The organism is Janthinobacterium foliorum (genome assembly GCF_978021625.1).
Genome location: NZ_CDXDQE010000018.1, coordinates 1 through 17078 on the forward strand (window position 1 = coordinate 1; position 17078 = coordinate 17078).

At 63.3% G+C, this 17078-nt stretch carries 14 protein-coding genes, 1 pseudogene and 1 riboswitch; of the genes and pseudogenes, 3 read left to right on the top strand and 12 right to left on the bottom strand.

Annotated elements, in window-relative coordinates; translation table 11 throughout:
- From ACZ92H_RS26950 to ACZ92H_RS27000, 11 genes and pseudogenes are all read right to left on the bottom strand, one after another.
- Positions 1–151: pseudogene (locus ACZ92H_RS26950) on the bottom strand (S-(hydroxymethyl)glutathione dehydrogenase); the annotation flags it as partial.
- A gap of 102 nt (positions 152–253) precedes the next feature.
- Positions 254–886 (bottom strand): ANTAR domain-containing response regulator, encoded by a 633-nt coding sequence (locus ACZ92H_RS26955; RefSeq protein WP_131376471.1) that lies wholly within the window; start codon positions 884–886, stop codon positions 254–256.
- 66 nt (positions 887–952) lie between these two features.
- Positions 953–1588, bottom strand: a complete 636-nt coding sequence (gene thiE / locus ACZ92H_RS26960; RefSeq protein WP_465051684.1) for a thiamine phosphate synthase — start codon at positions 1586–1588, stop codon at positions 953–955.
- Between the two features lie 12 nt (positions 1589–1600).
- Positions 1601–2359, bottom strand: coding sequence for a bifunctional hydroxymethylpyrimidine kinase/phosphomethylpyrimidine kinase (gene thiD / locus ACZ92H_RS26965; protein ID WP_465051743.1), 759 nt, complete (start codon positions 2357–2359; stop codon positions 1601–1603).
- A gap of 5 nt (positions 2360–2364) precedes the next feature.
- Entirely contained in the window at positions 2365–3159 is a 795-nt protein-coding gene (locus ACZ92H_RS26970) for a thiazole synthase (protein WP_465051685.1), read from the bottom strand.
- 143 nt (positions 3160–3302) lie between these two features.
- The gene (gene thiS, locus ACZ92H_RS26975; protein ID WP_131376480.1) at positions 3303–3515 is read right to left on the bottom strand and encodes a sulfur carrier protein ThiS; all 213 of its coding nucleotides are present in this window, start codon (positions 3513–3515) and stop codon (positions 3303–3305) included.
- 11 nt (positions 3516–3526) lie between these two features.
- Positions 3527–5440 carry a phosphomethylpyrimidine synthase ThiC gene (thiC, locus tag ACZ92H_RS26980; protein WP_465051687.1) on the bottom strand — a complete coding sequence of 638 codons (1914 nt, stop codon included), beginning with the start codon at positions 5438–5440 and terminating at the stop codon, positions 3527–3529.
- A gap of 79 nt (positions 5441–5519) precedes the next feature.
- Positions 5520–5635, bottom strand: a riboswitch (TPP riboswitch).
- 78 nt (positions 5636–5713) lie between these two features.
- The gene (locus ACZ92H_RS26985; RefSeq protein ID WP_131376497.1) at positions 5714–5977 is read right to left on the bottom strand and encodes a hypothetical protein; all 264 of its coding nucleotides are present in this window, start codon (positions 5975–5977) and stop codon (positions 5714–5716) included.
- 39 nt (positions 5978–6016) lie between these two features.
- A complete protein-coding gene (locus tag ACZ92H_RS26990) occupies positions 6017–6823 on the bottom strand; it encodes a response regulator (RefSeq protein WP_465051689.1) in 807 nt (268 codons plus the stop codon).
- 28 nt (positions 6824–6851) lie between these two features.
- The gene (locus tag ACZ92H_RS26995; RefSeq protein ID WP_465051691.1) at positions 6852–8756 is read right to left on the bottom strand and encodes a hybrid sensor histidine kinase/response regulator; all 1905 of its coding nucleotides are present in this window, start codon (positions 8754–8756) and stop codon (positions 6852–6854) included.
- 45 nt (positions 8757–8801) lie between these two features.
- Positions 8802–9554, bottom strand: a complete 753-nt coding sequence (locus ACZ92H_RS27000) for a Crp/Fnr family transcriptional regulator (RefSeq protein ID WP_465051693.1) — start codon at positions 9552–9554, stop codon at positions 8802–8804.
- Positions 9555–9791: 237 nt separating this feature from the next.
- Between ACZ92H_RS27000 and ACZ92H_RS27005 the strand changes: the two genes are divergently transcribed.
- Positions 9792–11888 (top strand): putative bifunctional diguanylate cyclase/phosphodiesterase, encoded by a 2097-nt coding sequence (locus ACZ92H_RS27005; protein WP_465051694.1) that lies wholly within the window; start codon positions 9792–9794, stop codon positions 11886–11888.
- On the opposite strand, the gene ACZ92H_RS27010 is transcribed toward ACZ92H_RS27005, so the two are convergent.
- Positions 11885–12931 carry a porin gene (locus ACZ92H_RS27010; protein ID WP_465051696.1) on the bottom strand — a complete coding sequence of 349 codons (1047 nt, stop codon included), beginning with the start codon at positions 12929–12931 and terminating at the stop codon, positions 11885–11887. The genes ACZ92H_RS27005 and ACZ92H_RS27010 overlap by 4 nt on opposite strands.
- A gap of 493 nt (positions 12932–13424) precedes the next feature.
- Between ACZ92H_RS27010 and ACZ92H_RS27015 the strand changes: the two genes are divergently transcribed.
- Both ACZ92H_RS27015 and ACZ92H_RS27020 read left to right on the top strand, forming a co-directional pair.
- A complete protein-coding gene (locus ACZ92H_RS27015) occupies positions 13425–16232 on the top strand; it encodes a valine--tRNA ligase (RefSeq protein ID WP_465051698.1) in 2808 nt (935 codons plus the stop codon).
- Positions 16233–16345: 113 nt separating this feature from the next.
- Entirely contained in the window at positions 16346–16813 is a 468-nt protein-coding gene (locus ACZ92H_RS27020; RefSeq protein ID WP_131376516.1) for a DUF2147 domain-containing protein, read from the top strand.
- Positions 16814–17078 lie beyond the last annotated feature (265 nt).

Genomic DNA, 17078 nt, shown 5'->3' on the forward strand with positions numbered 1-17078 from the left:
CGGCGCCCGACAAGGTGTAGTAATCCGTGTGGCAAATGCCCGTGGCTTTCAGCTCGACCAGCACTTCGCCGGCGCGCGGGCCGGCCAGGTCGACTTCTTCGATCGTCAGCGGGGCGCCCGCCTTCCACGCAATCGCGGCTTTGGTTTTCATGTGTGTCCTGTCAGTAGTTGAACCCGGCGCGCCAGCGCGCCGTATTTGCACATCATAACAAGCCAGGGCGAAAAACAGGCGCCAGGAAGATGCTTGCCTGGCTTACTTGCTTTTCGCGCGATTCAAAAAGGCGCCGTGCAAGCCATTCAGGGTTTCCTCGGCCAGCAGCAGCTGGCTGGCGATTTCATTGATCTTGCGGCGGCTGGAACGGGCGTGGTCGCGCAGCACTTCGAAGGCCGTGTTGCGATCCGTCTGGAACTTGCCCATCAACAGGCCCACGGCCAGGCTGGTTTCCCGGCCGGCGGCCAAGGCCGCGTTCAGGTTCAGTTCGGTACGGCGCAGCTGGCGGATTTCATCGGCACGCGCCAGGCCCGCTTCAAACGCGGGCATCAAACGGCCTTCATCGACGGGTTTTACCACATAGCCGACGGCGCCGTAGGCGGCCGCCTGCTTGCCCGACTCGCTGTCGCCGCTGCCGGACAGGAACATGAACGGCACGGCCGTTTCGCCATGCAGGCGCTTGGCCAGTTCCAGGCCGGACATGCCCGGCATGTGAATATCGAGCAAGGCCAGGTCCGGTTCACGCTGGGCAATCAGCTGCAGCGCCACTTCGGCCGAATTGGCCAGGGCCGTTTCGTAGCCGGCATGGCGCAGGATTTCACCGAGAAATTCCAACAGGAGCTGGTCATCGTCAACGATCAGGATAAGGCGTTTCGCGGCGGCTGGTTGACTCATGGGTAGGGACACCTTGTAAATGGCAATACTCTTATTATATGCCGATTATTCGCCAAATCCGCCCCCTCACGCTCCCTCTGCGCGCGCAAACAGCAGATTGAATTGCTGCACCGCAATATCCACAGCGTGCGCCTGGCCTGCGTTGCCAAATACGCTGCTGATCGCCGCCACCAAGTCGGCGCCCCGCGCGACCAGCGGCGCCGCGTTCTCCGGCGTCATGCCGCCAATCACCACGCAGGGCAAGGCGATGTCGCGCTTGGCTAGCTGCACGATATCGAGCGGCGTCGTGACCGGGTACTTTTTCACCAGCGAAGGATAGAAGCCGCCAAAGGCCACATAGCTGGCGCCGCCCGCCTGTGCCGCCTGCGCCAGCGCCATGTCGCCATAGCACGAGGCACCGACGATCTTGTCTGCGCCGAGGCGCGCGCGTACCTGCGCCACGGACGCATCCGTGCCGCCCACGTGCACGCCGTCCGCGTCCAGTTCCTCGCACAGTTCGATAAAATCATTGATGATGAACGGCACGCCATACTTGCGCGCCAGCCCCAGCAGGGCGCCCGCCTGCTCGCGCCGCTGCTGCGCGTCGGCGCTCTTGTGGCGGTATTGCAGCAGGGCCACGCCTTCCTGCAAGGCTTGCTCGCTTACATCGAGCAAGCGGTCGGTGTCATCCCAGTTGGGAGTGACGAGATACAGTCCACGCATTTTTCTCTCCAGTTAATTGACCAGTCGCTGCGGCATCAGCTGGCCCGGCGCCACCGCATAGGCGCGCGCCAGGGCCGCATGGCAATACGCTTGCGCGCCAGCGAGCGCGGCGGACATCGGCCCGCCCAGCGCCAGCCGCGCCGCGATGGCGGACGCCAGGGTGCAGCCGCTGCCGTGAAACTCGCCAGGCAGGCGCGGCCAGCGCCACGCGCGCTGCCCGCCATCGGCGTCCAGCCAGCGGTTGACGACCTTCTCGCCTTCGCCATGGCCGCCCGTCACCAGCACGTGCGCGCAGCCTTGCGCAAGCAAGTTTTCCGCGCCGCCCAGGGCCGCCGCCTCCGGCCCGTTCGGTACGATGATGGTAGTGACTGGCAGCAAAGGCGCCAGCGCCAGCACGGCATCGTCCCGGCTCAGCACGTCGCCGTGGCCGCTGGCCAGCACGGGATCGAGCACCACGGGCAGGTCCGGATTGGCCCGCCGCAACTGTACGATCAGCTGCGCGATGACGGCCGCATTCGCGGCGCTGCCGGGAATGCCGATCTTCACGGCATGAATGGCCAGCTTGTCGATCAAGGCTTGTGCCTGCCGGCGCAGCAGCGCCGGCGCTACCGCTTCGACGGCAAACACGCGGTCGTTGTCCTGCACCGTCAGCGCCGTGACGACGGGCAGCGCATGCGCGCCCTGCGCCGATATCGCCAGGATATCGGCGGCGATGCCGGCGCCGCCGGACGGATCGACGCCGGCAAACACCAGCACCGTCGGCAAGGTCAAGCCCGTCACGCCAGCCGGCCCGCCATCGGCGACGACGGCGAGGCGGCGAATTTGCGCGGCATGCGCCCCGCCAGGAACGCTTCGCGCCCGGCCCGCACGGCCAGCTTCATGGCGCGCGCCATGCGCACGGGATCGCGCGCGCCGGCGATGGCCGTGTTCATCAGCACGCCATCGCAGCCCAGTTCCATGGCGATGGCCGCGTCCGACGCCGTGCCCACGCCCGCGTCGACCAGCACGGGCACCTTCGCCTGCTCGATAATCAGGGACAAGTTCCACGGGTTCAAGATGCCCATGCCCGAGCCGATCAGGGACGCCAGCGGCATGACGGCCACGCAGCCGATGTCTTCCAGAATTTTTGCCTGGATGGGATCGTCGCTGCAGTAGACCATCACGTCGAAGCCATCCTTGACCAGCGCCTCGGCGGCGATCAGGGTTTCCGGCATGTGCGGAAACAGGGTCTTTTCATCGCCCAGCACTTCCAGCTTGACCAGATTGCGCCCGCCCAGCAGTTCGCGCGCCAGCTGCAAGGTGTAGACGGCATCCTTGGCGTTGTAGCAGCCGGCCGTGTTCGGCAAGATCGTGTACTGGTCCGGCGGCACGAAGTCCAGCAGGCTGGGCGCGTGCGGGTCCTGGCCGATGTTGACCCTGCGGATCGCCACCGTGATGATCTGCGCCTCGGCCGCATCCGTCGCTTCGCGCGTCTGCGGCAAGTCCTTGTATTTTCCGCTGCCCACCAGCAGGCGCGAGGAGTACTGTTTTCCCGCGATGGTCAGCAGGTCGTTGTTTGTTGCGGTATGCATGTATTCTTCCTTAAATTTTTAAACTTCCAAAGAAAACCGTAGCGAGCGGCGATGATTTGTGGCCGAGACGCGCAACCGTGCTAGAGCACGGTGAGCATCGCAGGCCGCAAAGCGCGCCGCGCAGTAGGTTTGCTTGGACGTTTTCAGCCGCCGCCGATGGCGCGGACGATCTCCACCTGATCCTGCGTCTGCAAGACCTGTCCCGGCCACGCCTTGCGCGGCACGACGTTGCGGTTGACGGCCAGCGCCAGCGCCTGGTTTTCCAGCGACAGGGCGGCGATCAATTGGTCCAGGGTCTGCCCGGGCGGCACCTGGTGCGGCGCGCCGTTGAGCGTGATATCGATGAATGCAGTCATCACGCTCCCCTTCAGACCTTGCGATACAGCTCGGCGCCGTTCTTGATGAATTCGATGGCCTTCACTTCCATGCCCTGCTTGAGCGCCTTGTCTTCCGCAATGCCCATGCCGGCCGCGTACTCGCGCACTTCCTGCGTGATCTTCATGGAACAGAAGTGCGGGCCGCACATGGAGCAGAAATGCGCCACCTTGGCCGAATCCTTGGGCAAGGTTTCATCGTGGAATTCACGCGCCTTGTCCGGGTCCAGGCCGATATTGAACTGGTCGTCCCAGCGGAATTCGAAACGGGCTTTCGACAGGGCGTTGTCGCGGATCTGCGCGCCCGGATGGCCCTTCGCCAGGTCGGCCGCATGCGCCGCGATCTTGTAAGTGATGATGCCATCCTTGACGTCATTCTTGTTGGGCAAACCCAGGTGTTCCTTCGGCGTCACGTAGCACAGCATGGCCGTGCCGTACCAGCCGATCAGGGCCGCGCCGATGCCGGACGTGATGTGGTCGTAGCCGGGCGCGATATCGGTGGTCAGCGGTCCCAGGGTATAGAACGGCGCCTCGCCGCACTGGTCCAGCTGCAAGTCCATGTTTTCCTTGATCAATTGCATGGGCACGTGGCCCGGGCCTTCGATCATCACTTGCACGTCGTGCTTCCAGGCAATTTGGGTCAGCTCGCCCAGGGTCTTCAGCTCGCCCAGCTGCGCCTCGTCGTTGGCGTCGTAGATGGAACCGGGACGCAAGCCGTCGCCCAGCGAGAACGAGACGTCATACGCCTTCATGATTTCGCAGATTTCCTCGAAATGCGTGTAGAGGAAGGATTCCTGGTGGTGCGCCAGGCACCATTTGGCCATGATGGAGCCGCCGCGCGAGACGATGCCCGTCAGGCGCTTGGCCGTCATCGGCACGTAGCGCAGCAACACGCCCGCGTGGATGGTGAAGTAGTCGACGCCCTGCTCTGCCTGCTCGATGAGGGTGTCACGGAAGATTTCCCAAGTTAAATCTTCAGCCTTGCCGTTGACCTTTTCCAGAGCCTGGTAGATGGGCACGGTGCCGATGGGCACGGGGCTGTTGCGGATGATCCATTCGCGCGTTTCATGGATATGCTTGCCAGTCGACAGATCCATGACGTTGTCGCCGCCCCAGCGGATGGCCCAGGTCATCTTTTCCACTTCCTCGCCGATGGAAGACGTCACGGCCGAATTGCCGATATTCGCGTTGATTTTCACGAGGAAATTACGGCCGATGATCATCGGTTCCACTTCCGGGTGGTTGATGTTGGCAGGGATGATGGCGCGGCCGCGGGCGATTTCCTCGCGCACGAATTCGGCCGTGATTTCCTGCGGAATGCTGGCGCCGTAAGCCTGGCCCGGGTGCTGGCGGCCCATCAGCTCGGCCAGGCGCTCGCCCATGGGGCCGGATGCCCGCAGTTCGCGCAAATACTCCTGGCGGCGCATGTTTTCACGGATGGCGACGAATTCCATTTCCGGCGTGATGATGCCTTGCCGGGCGTAATGCATCTGCGTCACGTTCCTGCCGGCCACGGCGCGGCGCGGCTTGCGGTGCAGGTTGAAGCGCAGCTCGGCCAGCTTCGGGTCGGCCAGGCGGGCGATGCCGTAGTCGGAGGTCGGGCCCGGCAATTCTTCCGTGTCGGCCCGTTCCATGATCCATGGCAGGCGCGGCGTGTCGAGGCCCGAGCGGATGTCGATCTGCACGTCCGGGTCCGTGTACGGGCCGGAGGTGTCGTAGACGTAGATGGGCGGATTCTTTTCGCCGCCGAACGACGCTTCCGTGTCGGACTGGCTGATTTCGCGCATGGGCACGCGGATGTCGGGGCGACTGCCCTGCACGTAGATCTTGCGGGAATTGGGCAGCGGCGCGATGGCGGCTTCGTCGACCGTGGCGGTGGCGGAGAGGAATTTCGGATTGGCGTTCATTTTGGCTCCTTGGCTAGACTATTTTTAAGCCTGGAGCCAGCTAAGGAGGTTCGGAATTGCGCACGCGGAAAGGCGGGGTGCGGTCATCCTAAAGCTTCCCTTCGCTGGCATTATCCAGATCAGGTTCGGAGGGTATTTCTCACCCGCGCTTGCACCGTGTTTCCACAGCGAAAGGCAGGACCCCTAGCGTTTGCCGCCTTGCGGCAGCGAGCCAATTATACGCGGTTCGCGCCGCGTGGCCAGATGATTTCTTGCAGCTGTCGTCTTTGCGCCTCAGCCCTGTTTTTTCTTGCCCCAGCGCCAGCGCGTCGGTTCGCCCTTCAGCCAGCACACGCCGACGAGCGCACCCGCGATGAGCACTTCGTAGGCGATGTACAGCGCCAGCGCATCCTGTGGCGGGAACAGAAAGGCGCCGCAAGCGAACAAGCCCAGCGCGCTCAAGAAGACCAGCCAGCCCTGCCAGGTGATGGGCATGCCCCAGCCCCAGCCGTAGGTCTTGGCGGGGAACCAGTATTGGGTTGGTGTTTTGTCAGCCATGATGCTTTCCTTGTCGATATGGATGGCGACAAGTATAAATCAGGCCAGGCGCAGGCGTTCGCTGACATCGAGGCCAATGCCCCGGTAGCCGATGAAGCGGCTGCCATTGTCGAACATCGGCTCGCCGCTGACCTGCAGGTATTGCATGCTGCCGTCCGGATTCGTGCGGCTGTAGATGAAATCGAGGAACGGTTCGCGCGCGGCGATCTTGGCGTCGAGCAAGGCCCGTTCGCTGGCGTTCCAGCGCTGCGGTTCTTCCTCTCTGCCGATGCCCAGCATCTCGGCGACGGGACCGGAAAAGCGCGTCAGGTTGCCCTGCGCATCCTGTTCCCAGTACCAGTCGGAGGACAGTTCCGTGAAGCGCTGGAAGCGCGCTTCGCTTTCGCGCAATTCCGCCGTGCGCTCTTCCACCATCTGTTCCAGCGACTTGCTGTACTGGCCCAGCTTCTGGTACAGCAGCCGCACTTCCAGCATGTTGTGGATGCGCGTCTTGACTTCCACCAGGTCGAAGGGCTTGCTGACGAAGTCCTTGGCGCCCGCCTGCAGCGCGCGCAGCTTGTGGCCTGGCTGGGCCGTGATGACCAGCACGGGCAAATAGCTGCCCGCTTCGATGTCGCGCAAGCCTTCCATCACCTCGAAGCCATCCATTTCCGGCATCTGCAAATCGAGCAGGATCAGGTCGTAGCGGTGCTGCTGGTGCAGCGCGCGCACGGCTTGCGGGTCCATGGTGGAGGTGACGCGCGTGTAGCCGGCGCTGCGCAGCACCTGCTCCAGCAACAGGACATTGGCCTCCTGGTCATCGACGATGAGGATGCTGGCGTTCAGGATCTCGGTGGCTTGAAGCATGGCGGTATTCCTAAAAATAAATGCTGAATCAGCGTACTGCATGAGTGTCGTCGGCCAGGCCATGCGCGGCCGCATGGTGCAGGGCCACGTCGAGCGCGTCCATGAATTCGACGACCTTGATCGGCTTGGTCAGATAACGGAAGAAACCCGCTTGCAAGCCTTTTTCGATGTCGCGCGGCACGGCATTGGCCGACAGCGCCATCACGGGAATGTGGCTGGTGAGCGGATCGCCGTGCAGGATGTGCAGGGCGCCAAAGCCGCTGATGCCGGGCAGGTTGATGTCCATCAAGATGACGTCCGGCTGGTAGGTGCGCGCCAGGTCGATGCCCAGGTGCGCATCGATGGCCGTCAGCAATTTCAGATCGCTGCGGCGGGCGATCAATTGCTCCACCAACGCCAGGTTGGCGGGATTGTCTTCCACGTACAGCAGGGTGCGCAGGCTCTCCTGCGGTTCCTGCACCTGCGGCAGCGCGTCGCCATGGCCCAGCACCAGTTTCGGCGCGCTGCTGGCCGCCAGCTCGAACCAGAACGTGGTGCCCACGCCCACGGTGCTGTCGACACCGATGCTACCGCCCATCAGTTCGACCAGCTGCTTGGTGACGACGAGGCCGATGCCCGTGCCCTCTTCCGTGCTGTTTTCCTGGCCCAGGCGGTTGAACGGCTGGAACAGCTGCGCCAGTTGCTGCGCGTCGAGGCCGGCGCCGCTGTCGCGCACGCTGACGCGCACGCGCTCGCCATGCAGGCCGCAGTCGACGGTGACGGCACCGCCGCCCTGGTTGTACTTGATGGCGTTCGACAGCAGGTTGATCATCACCTGCTTGACCCGCGTGCGGTCCGCATGCACATAAAAAGCCTGGCCGCAGCGGGGGAAATGCATGCGGATGCCGCGCTTTTCCGCCTGCGGCGCGATCATCGCCTGGCAATCCTGCAGTACGTCAAGCAGGGACATGGCCTCCTGCGACAAGGTCACCTTGCCCGATTCGATCATGGCCAGGTCGAGGATTTCATTGATCAAGCGCAGGAGGTACCAGCCGCCCTTGAGAATCTGTTCGATCGAGCGCTGCTGTGGCGGACTCGGCGGCGGCACGTCGGACGCCATCAGCTGGGCAAAGCCCAGCACGGCGTTCAATGGCGTGCGCAATTCATGGCTCATGCTCGAGAGGAATTCGGACTTGGCACGGTTGGCCTTTTCCGCCACCTGGCGCGCCTTCTTCAACTCGATGTTATTCGTTTCCACCAGAGAACGCGTATACGCCTGCTGCTCGCGCAATCGCTGGTCCAGCAAGGCTTGCTCCGCCTCGACCTGCTTGCGCGCCGTGTTGTCCGTGCCGATCAGCAGATAGCCGATGACCTTGTTCTGCGCGTCGCGCAGGGCCGTCACGGAGACGATGGCGGGAAAGCGGCTACCATCCTTGCGGATGTACGTCAGTTCATAAATGTCTTCGATGCCGCGCGTGGCCTTGAACACCAGCGCTTCCACGCCGGGCGTGATCGGAGTGGCGAGTTCGGCACTGAGGGCGGCGGCGCGGGCGATGATTTCCTGCGCGTCCGAAATGCCGGCCGGCGTCAGCTTGTCGACGACGTCGCTGGCCTCGTAGCCCAGCATGCGCTCGGCGCCCACGTTGAAAATCTGGATCACGCCCTGCGCATCGGTGGCGATGCACGAAAAATTGGCGCTGTTGAAAATGGCATCCTGCAAGGCGCCCGCCTTGAGCACCTGGCGCGGCAGGCTGGCCGCCAGGGTACGGCGGTACAGCGCCACCAGCAGCAACAGCAGCAGGAAGAGCAGCGCCTCGATCAGCATGGCCGTGTCGAATGGCGGCCGCCAGGCCAGGGCGCCAATGGCCAGCAGCACGATGGCGCTGAACGAAAAGGCCAGCGCCATGGGCCAGCGCGACGGTGCGCGGGCGGGAAGGTTTTCAACAGATTGCATGATAAGCCTGGGCTATAACGACGGGATAAGGAATCAATGCGATGTTCAAGCGCCTTGGCGCTGGCGCACGTCCGACAGCAGGCGGGCGAATTCCTTCTTCACCACGCCATAGCATTCGCACACGGTGCATTCCAGGCCGGCGCGGTCCTGCACGGAAATATGCCCGCGGCGGTAGCTGATGTAGCCACGCGCCTGCAAGCGCCCGGCCGCTTCCGTCACACCTTCGCGGCGCACGCCCAGCATGTTGGCGATCAATTCCTGCGTCATGGTCAGCTCGCGGTTCGGCAGGCGGTCCATGGTCAGCAGCAGCCAGCGGCACAGTTGCTGCTCCACCGTATGGTGGCGGTTGCACACGGCCGTTTGCGACATTTGCGTGATCAGCGCCTGCGTGTAGCGCAGCAGCAAACGCATGACGGGGCCGGCGCGGTCGAATTCTTCCATCAGCAAATGCGCCTTCAGGCGAAAGCCGATGCCGCCCGTCTGCACGACGGCGCGGCTGGGCGTGGAATTGCCGCCCATGAACAACGACACGCCCACCATGCCCTCATTGCCGACGCCGGCGATTTCCGACGAGCCGCCGTTTTCCAGCAGGTAGTGCAGCGAAACGATGGCGGTGGTGGGGAAATACACATGGTGCAATTTATCGCCCGAGTCGTAGATCACGTCGCCCAGCAGCATCGGCACTTGCTCCAGATGCGGCGCCAGGCGCGCGAAATCGGCGTCGAGCATGGCGGCGAGCAAGTGGTTTTGATTCGGGTTGTGCGGCAAGGCGGGCAGAACAGCATACGAGCTGGACATGGTCAGGATTCCTGGTTTCCAGTCGTCAGCTAGGGGATGTTTGAAAGGCGTCCGAACGAGGGCCGCCATGGCGTGCAGCGTAACACAGCGCTGGCACAGTGGCCTGACTATATTTCTTGCTGGCATGAGCGTCCGTTCGCTACCGAACGGACGCTCATGTGCAGCGCGCCCCACAGTGGATCACTGCCAGGGCTGCCTGAACATGGGACGGCCCGGCGCTTCCACCGGACGCCAATCATGCAATCATTCTTCAAGCGCATCTCCATTTCCGTCTCCACCTCCGCCCTGCTGACCCTGGCGGTCGGGCTGTGCCTGACGGTCCTGTGCTATATGTCGGCCCGCCAAATCGAAGCGGAAAGCGCCCGGCTGCTGCTGCAGCAGCACGCCAGCGGCCACGTGCTGAGCGCCGCCCTGCTGCCCGCGCACGGGCTGACCCTGGACGCGAACCGCCGCGGCTCGCTGTACGTGCTGCTGGGCGGAGTACTGTCGAGTCTGCTGGCGACGGCGTATGTCTACCAGCTGGTGTCGCGCAACAGCGTGATTGCCCGCATCACGGGCGAGCGCACGGCGGCACTGCAATTCGCCAACCTGCGCCTGTCCGAGGATATCGCCGCGCGCATGCGCAATGAAAAATCGCTGCGCTTGCGCGAACGCATCATCGAAGTGTCATCGAATGCCATCATCCTGTGCAGCGCCGACGCGCCCGGCTACCTGATCGAATACGTCAACCCCGCCTTCGAGCGCATCACCGGCTATGCGGCCAGCGAAGTCATCGGGCAGCGCCTGGAAGACTTGCAGGGGCCGGAACATGCGCGCCAGGACATGCACGCCATCAGCGCGGCCCTGCACGAGCAGCGCGAAGGCAAGGCTATCGTGCGCAATTTCCGCAAGGATGGCAGCACTTACTGGAGCGAGCTGTTCGTGGCACCCGTGCGCGACGATGGCGATGGCCCCGTCAGCCACTTCGTGGTGGCGCAATACGATATCAGCACCGTCATGCGCTTCGAGCAGGAACTGGAATTCCAGTCGCGCCACGACGTCCTGACGGGGCTGGCCAACCGCTTGCTGCTGCGCGAGCGGCTGGAGCAGGCCATGGCCGTGGCGCGCCGCAGCACCCTGCCCCTGTGGGTGGTGTTCATCGACCTCGACCGCTTCAAATTCGTCAACGACACCCTGGGCCACGATGCGGGCGACACCTTGCTGAAACTGATCGCCGACCGCCTGCGCGCCGCCACGCGCGAAGTCGATACGGTGGCGCGCCTGGGCGGCGACGAGTTCGTGCTGCTGCTGCCGCAACACGTCAACAGCGACCCGGGCCAGCTCATCCTGCAGCGCGTGCTGGACGCCGTGGCGCAGCCGCTGCAGGTGAACGGCCATGAATTCTTTCTTACGTGCAGCATGGGCGTGGCCAGCTATCCGCTCGATGGCGACAGCGCGGAAACTTTGATCAAGCATGCCGATATCGCCATGTACCGGGCCAAGGAGCAAGGCCGCAACCACTGGCAAAGCTATGCGCCGGCCATGAATGCCAGCATGCTGGCGCGGCTGAGCCTTGAAAGCGAACTGCGCCACGCACTCGAGCGCGGCCAGTTCCACCTCGTGTACCAGCCGCAGGTGGAGCTCGACAGTGGCATGGTGGTGGGCATGGAAGCCCTGCTGCGCTGGCAGCACCCGGCCCTGGGCGCCATCGCGCCGGGCGACTTCATCCACCTGGCCGAGGAAATGGGCTTGATCGTGCCCATCGGCGCGTGGGTGATGCAGACGGCCTGCGCACAGGCAAAGGCGTGGCAGCGGGCGGGACTGGGCGGCTTGCGCCTGGCCGTCAATTTGTCTGCCCGACAATTCCGCCAAAGCGGCTTGCTGCAGTCGGTTGGGGAAATACTGGCCGTGACGGGCCTGGAAGCGCGTTTCCTGGAGCTGGAGCTGACGGAAAGCATGATGATGCAGGATGTGGAACAGGCGATCGCCACGATGGGCAAGCTCAAGGGGCTGGGACTGCAACTGTCGATTGACGACTTCGGCACCGGCTATTCCAGCCTGGCACATTTGCGCCACTTCCCCATCGACGTGCTGAAGATCGACAAATCCTTCGTCAGCGACATTTTATACAGCGCGGACGACGCGGCCATCGTGCAAGCCATCATCGCCCTGGCGCACAGCCTGCGCCTGAAAGTCATAGCCGAAGGCGTGGAAACGGCGCAGCAGCTGGACTTCCTGCGCCAGCACGGCTGCGACCAGATGCAGGGCTATCTGTTCAGCCGCCCGCTGGCCGCACCTGCCTTTGAACAATTGTTACGCCAGGGCAGCACGCTGCCGGCCCTGGCCCTGGCTTAAAACGCGTGGCGCAGGCCGATGTTCAGCGCGCGGTCGCCGCTGCCCACTTCGGTCGCGTTGCCCACCATGTAGGCGGCGCCGTTGCGGTTGCGGATGTGTGCGTAGGCAACATAGACCTTGCTGCGCTTGGACAAGGCATACGTGGCGCCGACGGCCAGCTGCTGCGCGTCGCGGTTGGCGGCATCGCGGTCATTCTTGTGGATGAAGGAGGCCAGCAAGGTCGTCGCGCCCAGCGGCACGGAAACGCCGACGATGGCGTCGCGGCTGTCGGTGGACTGGGCCGGCGCCTGCGCCGCACCGTACGGACTGTCCGCAAAGAACATGGAGCTGCCGTCGCCCGTGTTGCTGCCATAGCCGGCAAAGGCCGTGGCCACGCCAAAGTTGTAGTTACCGGCCAGTATCGTGTTGTTGACGTCAGCCTTGCCGAAGTCGCCGCCACGGCTCTGGCGCGCCAGGCGCAGGGTCAGCGGACCGTTCACGTAGCCCAAAGCCAGGCCCAGCGAGCGTTGATCTGCCGCAAGCCCCGTGTGTTCGCCAAAGCCATACATCACCGTGCCCGTGAGGCCGCGCCATTCAGGCGACGTGTAGCGCACGGTATTGTCGATGCGCGTGGCCGAATAGCCGGCGACGTTGGTGGAGGCACCGGCCATGCCGCCCTCGAACGGGTCGGCCACGTCCGTCAGCGCCTGGCTTTGCAGGTTGTACTGACGGCCCACGGTCAGCATGCCCATGGGGCTGTTGAGGCCGACAAACGCCTGGCGGCCGAACAGTTGTCCCGCCTGGTCCGAACGGCCCGTGTCGCTCAATAGGCCCGCTTCCAGGGTAAACACGGCTTGCCAGCCACCGCCCAGCGCTTCCGTGCCGCGCAAGCCCAGGCGCGAACCGGCGGAGACGCCGCTGGTAAGCTTGCTGATGCCGCGTTCCTGCACCAGGGCCGCGTCCATCAAGCCATACACGGTGACGGACGACGGGTCGTTGGACGACTGGGCGTGGACGGCGGGCAAGGCGCCCAGGGTGGCGAGTGCGAGACAGATCTTTTTCATGGTGGTTTTCCTTATGCAGGCAAAACCGGGAAAGCGCGCGGCCATGGCAAGCCCACAGGCGGCAAGGCGCGCTGTAGTGACATGCCGTATCGAAAAACGACTGGCCAGATAACAACATTCCTGGCTAAGCTGTGGCGGCGCGGCCGGTGAACGATGGCGCGCGGTGGTCCGCCGTGAATGGTGCACCGCTGGCGGTGCGCGTGGCTCAGGCGCCCGGCCCGCAGGGGACGCACTGAATTGGCTGGCATCGCAGATGCGCTGGCCGGGTGGCGCGGACGGGAGTTGGATACAACTGCGTCCGCTGGCGCCGTCCGCAAAGTTGCAGCAGGAGGCGCCGAGGCCGACATTATAACATCGTCAGCTGTTTTACCCCCGTTCCCTTGCCGCCAAACGGGCCGCAAAGCCGCCAAAACACTGAAAAATGCCTGTTGCCGCAGTGCAGGCGAGGCCGCGTCATCTATAATGGTTCCTTTTGCCAATCACACGCCAAATCATGGAATTAGCCAAGTCTTTCGAGCCCGCCGACATTGAACAATTCTGGCGCACCGAGTGGGAACAGCGCGGTTACTTTACCGCCACCCTCGATGCGGGAAAACCTTCCTTCAGCATCCAGTTGCCGCCGCCGAACGTCACCGGCACCCTGCACATGGGCCATGCGTTCAACCAGACCATCATGGATGGCCTGACCCGCTACCACCGCATGCTGGGCCACAACACGGCCTGGATTCCCGGCACCGACCACGCGGGCATCGCCACGCAAATCGTCGTGCAGCGCCAGCTGGATGCGCAAAAGATTTCGCGCCATGACCTGGGCCGCGAGAAATTCGTGGAAAAAGTGTGGGAATGGAAAGAAAAATCCGGTTCCATCATCACCGGCCAGATGCGCCGCCTGGGCGCCTCGGCTGACTGGCAGCGCGAATACTTCACGATGGACGAGCCACGCTCGAAAGTCGTCACCGACGTCTTCGTGCGCCTGTTCGAGCAGGGCCTGATTTACCGCGGCAAGCGCCTGGTCAACTGGGACCCCGTGCTGGGCACGGCTGTCTCGGACCTGGAAGTGGTGTCCGAGGAAGAAGACGGCTCCATGTGGTACATCAAGTACCCGCTGGCCGACGGCAGCGGTTTCCTGACGGTGGCCACCACCCGTCCTGAAACCATGCTGGGCGACGTCGCCGTGGCCGTCGATCCGACGGACGAGCGCTACCTGCCGCTGGTGGGCAAGATGCTCAAGCTCCCCCTGACGGACCGCGAAATCCCCATCATCGCCGACGAATACGTCGACAAGGAATTCGGCACCGGCTGCGTGAAAATCACCCCGGCGCACGACATGAACGATTACGCCGTGGGCCAGCGCCATAAACTGGCGCAGATCGTCATCCTGACCCTGGACGCGAAGATCACGGACGACGCGCCAGAAGCCTACCGCGGCATGGACCGCTTCGCCGCGCGCAAGCAGATCGTCGCCGACCTGGACGCGCAAGGCTTGCTCGAGCAAGTCAAGCCCCACAAACTGATGGTGCCGCGCGGCGACCGCACGGGCGTCGTCATCGAGCCGATGCTGACGGACCAGTGGTTTGTCGCCATGAGCAAGCCGGCCCCGGAAGGCACTTTCTTCCCGGGCAAGTCGATCGCCGAAACGGCGCTGGATAAAGTGGCCAATGGCGAAATCAAGTTCGTGCCGGAAAACTGGAGCACCACCTACAACCAGTGGCTCAACAACATCCAGGACTGGTGCATCTCGCGCCAGCTGTGGTGGGGCCATCAGATCCCGGCCTGGTACGACGACAAGGGCAATATTTTCGTTGCCAAGACGCAAGCCGAAGCGGAAGCGAAAGCCCTGGCCGCCGGCAGCACGGGTCCCTTGAAGCGTGACGACGACGTGCTCGACACGTGGTTCTCGTCCGCCCTGGTGCCGTTCTCGACCATGGGTTGGCCGGAAGACACGCCGGACATGAAGGCCTTCCTGCCCTCGTCCGTGCTGGTGACGGGCTTCGACATCATCTTCTTCTGGGTCGCGCGCATGGTCATGATGACGGCGCACTTCACGGGCAAGGTGCCGTTTGAAACCGTCTACGTGCACGGCCTGGTGCGCGATTCGACAGGGCAGAAGATGTCCAAGTCGAAGGGCAACACGCTGGACCCGATCGACCTGATCGACGGCATCGACCTGGAAGGCTTGATCGTCAAGCGCACCACGGGCCTGATGAACCCCCGCGATGCGGAAAAGATCACCAAGGCCACGCGCAAGGAGTTCCCGGAAGGCATTTCCGCCTACGGCACGGACGCCGTGCGCTTCACCATGGCCAGCTATGCTTCGCTGGGCCGCAACATCAATTTCGACCTCGGCCGCTGCGAAGGCTACCGCAACTTCTGCAACAAGATGTGGAACGCCACCCGTTTCGTCATGATGAACACGGAAGGCAAGGATTGCACCGCAAATGACGCCGACCTGTCGCAGGCCGACAAGTGGATCATTTCCTTGCTGCAAAAAGCGGAACTGGACGTGGCCAAGGGCTTCGAAGACTTCCGCTTCGACAATATCGCCGCCACCATCTACAAGTTCGTCTGGGACGAGTATTGCGACTGGTACCTGGAAGTCGCCAAGGTGCAAGTACAGCAGGGCACGGAAGGCCAGCAGCGCGCTACCCGCCACACCCTGCTGCGCGTGCTGGAAGTGGTGCTGCGCCTGGCCCATCCGATCATCCCCTTCGTCACGGAAGCCCTGTGGCAGACGGTGGCGCCACTGGCCGGCAAGACCCTGAAGCCAGAGGGTGATTCCATCATGATGCAGCCGTATCCGATCGCCAACACCGACAAGATCGACGAGTCGGCCGAAGCATGGATGCAACAGCTGAAAGCCTTGACGGACGCCACGCGCAACCTGCGCGGCGAAATGCAGATCTCGCCATCCGTGCGCGTGCCGCTGATCGTCGAGGCAGGCAATGCCGGCGAGAAAGAAGCGCTGTCCTCGTACGCGCCGTACATCCAGTCGCTGGGCAAGCTGGCCGACGTGCAGATCGTCGATGCGCTGCCGGATTCGCCAGCGGCCGTCGCCATCGTCGGCACCACCAAGCTGATGCTGAAAGTGGAAATCGATGTGGCTGCGGAACGCGAGCGCCTGGGCAAGGAAATCGCCCGCATCGAGGCGGAAATTGCCAAGGTCAACAGCAAGTTGGGCAATGAAAGCTTCGTCGCGCGCGCCCCGGCCGCCATTGTTGCGCAAGAAAACGAGCGTTTGCTCAGTTTTTCGGCGACAATTGAAAAATTGCGCGAACAGTTTGCTAAACTAGCCAGCGCATAAGGCAAGTTTGCAAGGATGGCGCGGCGTCCCCGTGACGCCGCGCAGCACTCTTGGTCTTGCCTTGGTATATACACTGTTTCGTGACAGATCAAAAAAACCACAGGAGACTAGCGATGCATAAATTATTTACAGCAAGCGTCAAAGCAAGCGTACTGGTGGCCGCCCTGGCCATCGCCGGCAGCGCCACCGCGCGCGACGGCAACTACACCCCTGTCGGCACGTGGAAAACCATCGATGACGCCAGCGGCAAACCGAAATCCCTCGTCGTCATCACGGAAAGCAACGGCGTCTTGCAAGGCAAGATCGAAAAACTGTTCCGCGGCCCGAATGAAGATCAGAATCCCAAGTGCGACAAGTGCACGGGCGCCAACAAGGACCAGCCCATCATCGGCCTGGTCATCTTGACGGGCCTGAAATATGACGGCAAGGAATGGACGGGCGGCGAAATCACGGACCCGGCCAGCGGCAAGGTCTACAAGAGCAAGGCCGAACTGCAGGAAGGCGGCACCAAGCTGCAAGTGCGCGGCTATGTCGGCGTGCCGATGTTCGGCCGCTCGCAGACGTGGGTGCGCGAAGAATAAGCTGCATCGCTTGCCGATCAAAGCCGGCCCCTGCGCCGGCTTTTTTGCATCTGCGCTCCGCGCACAGCCGTTGTTTTTCAGGCCGAATCGGCCCCATGCGTCAATATTTCCATTTACCAACTAGCAATGCGCGCCACCGAACATACTTGAAGTTTCCAAAATGAAATAGTGCATGCCTGTGACGCCATCGCCCTGTAGCGAAGGGCGGCATGGCGCTGCGGATGACCCCATCCGCGGATGCCCGGCAAGCTTTTGCCCATGCACA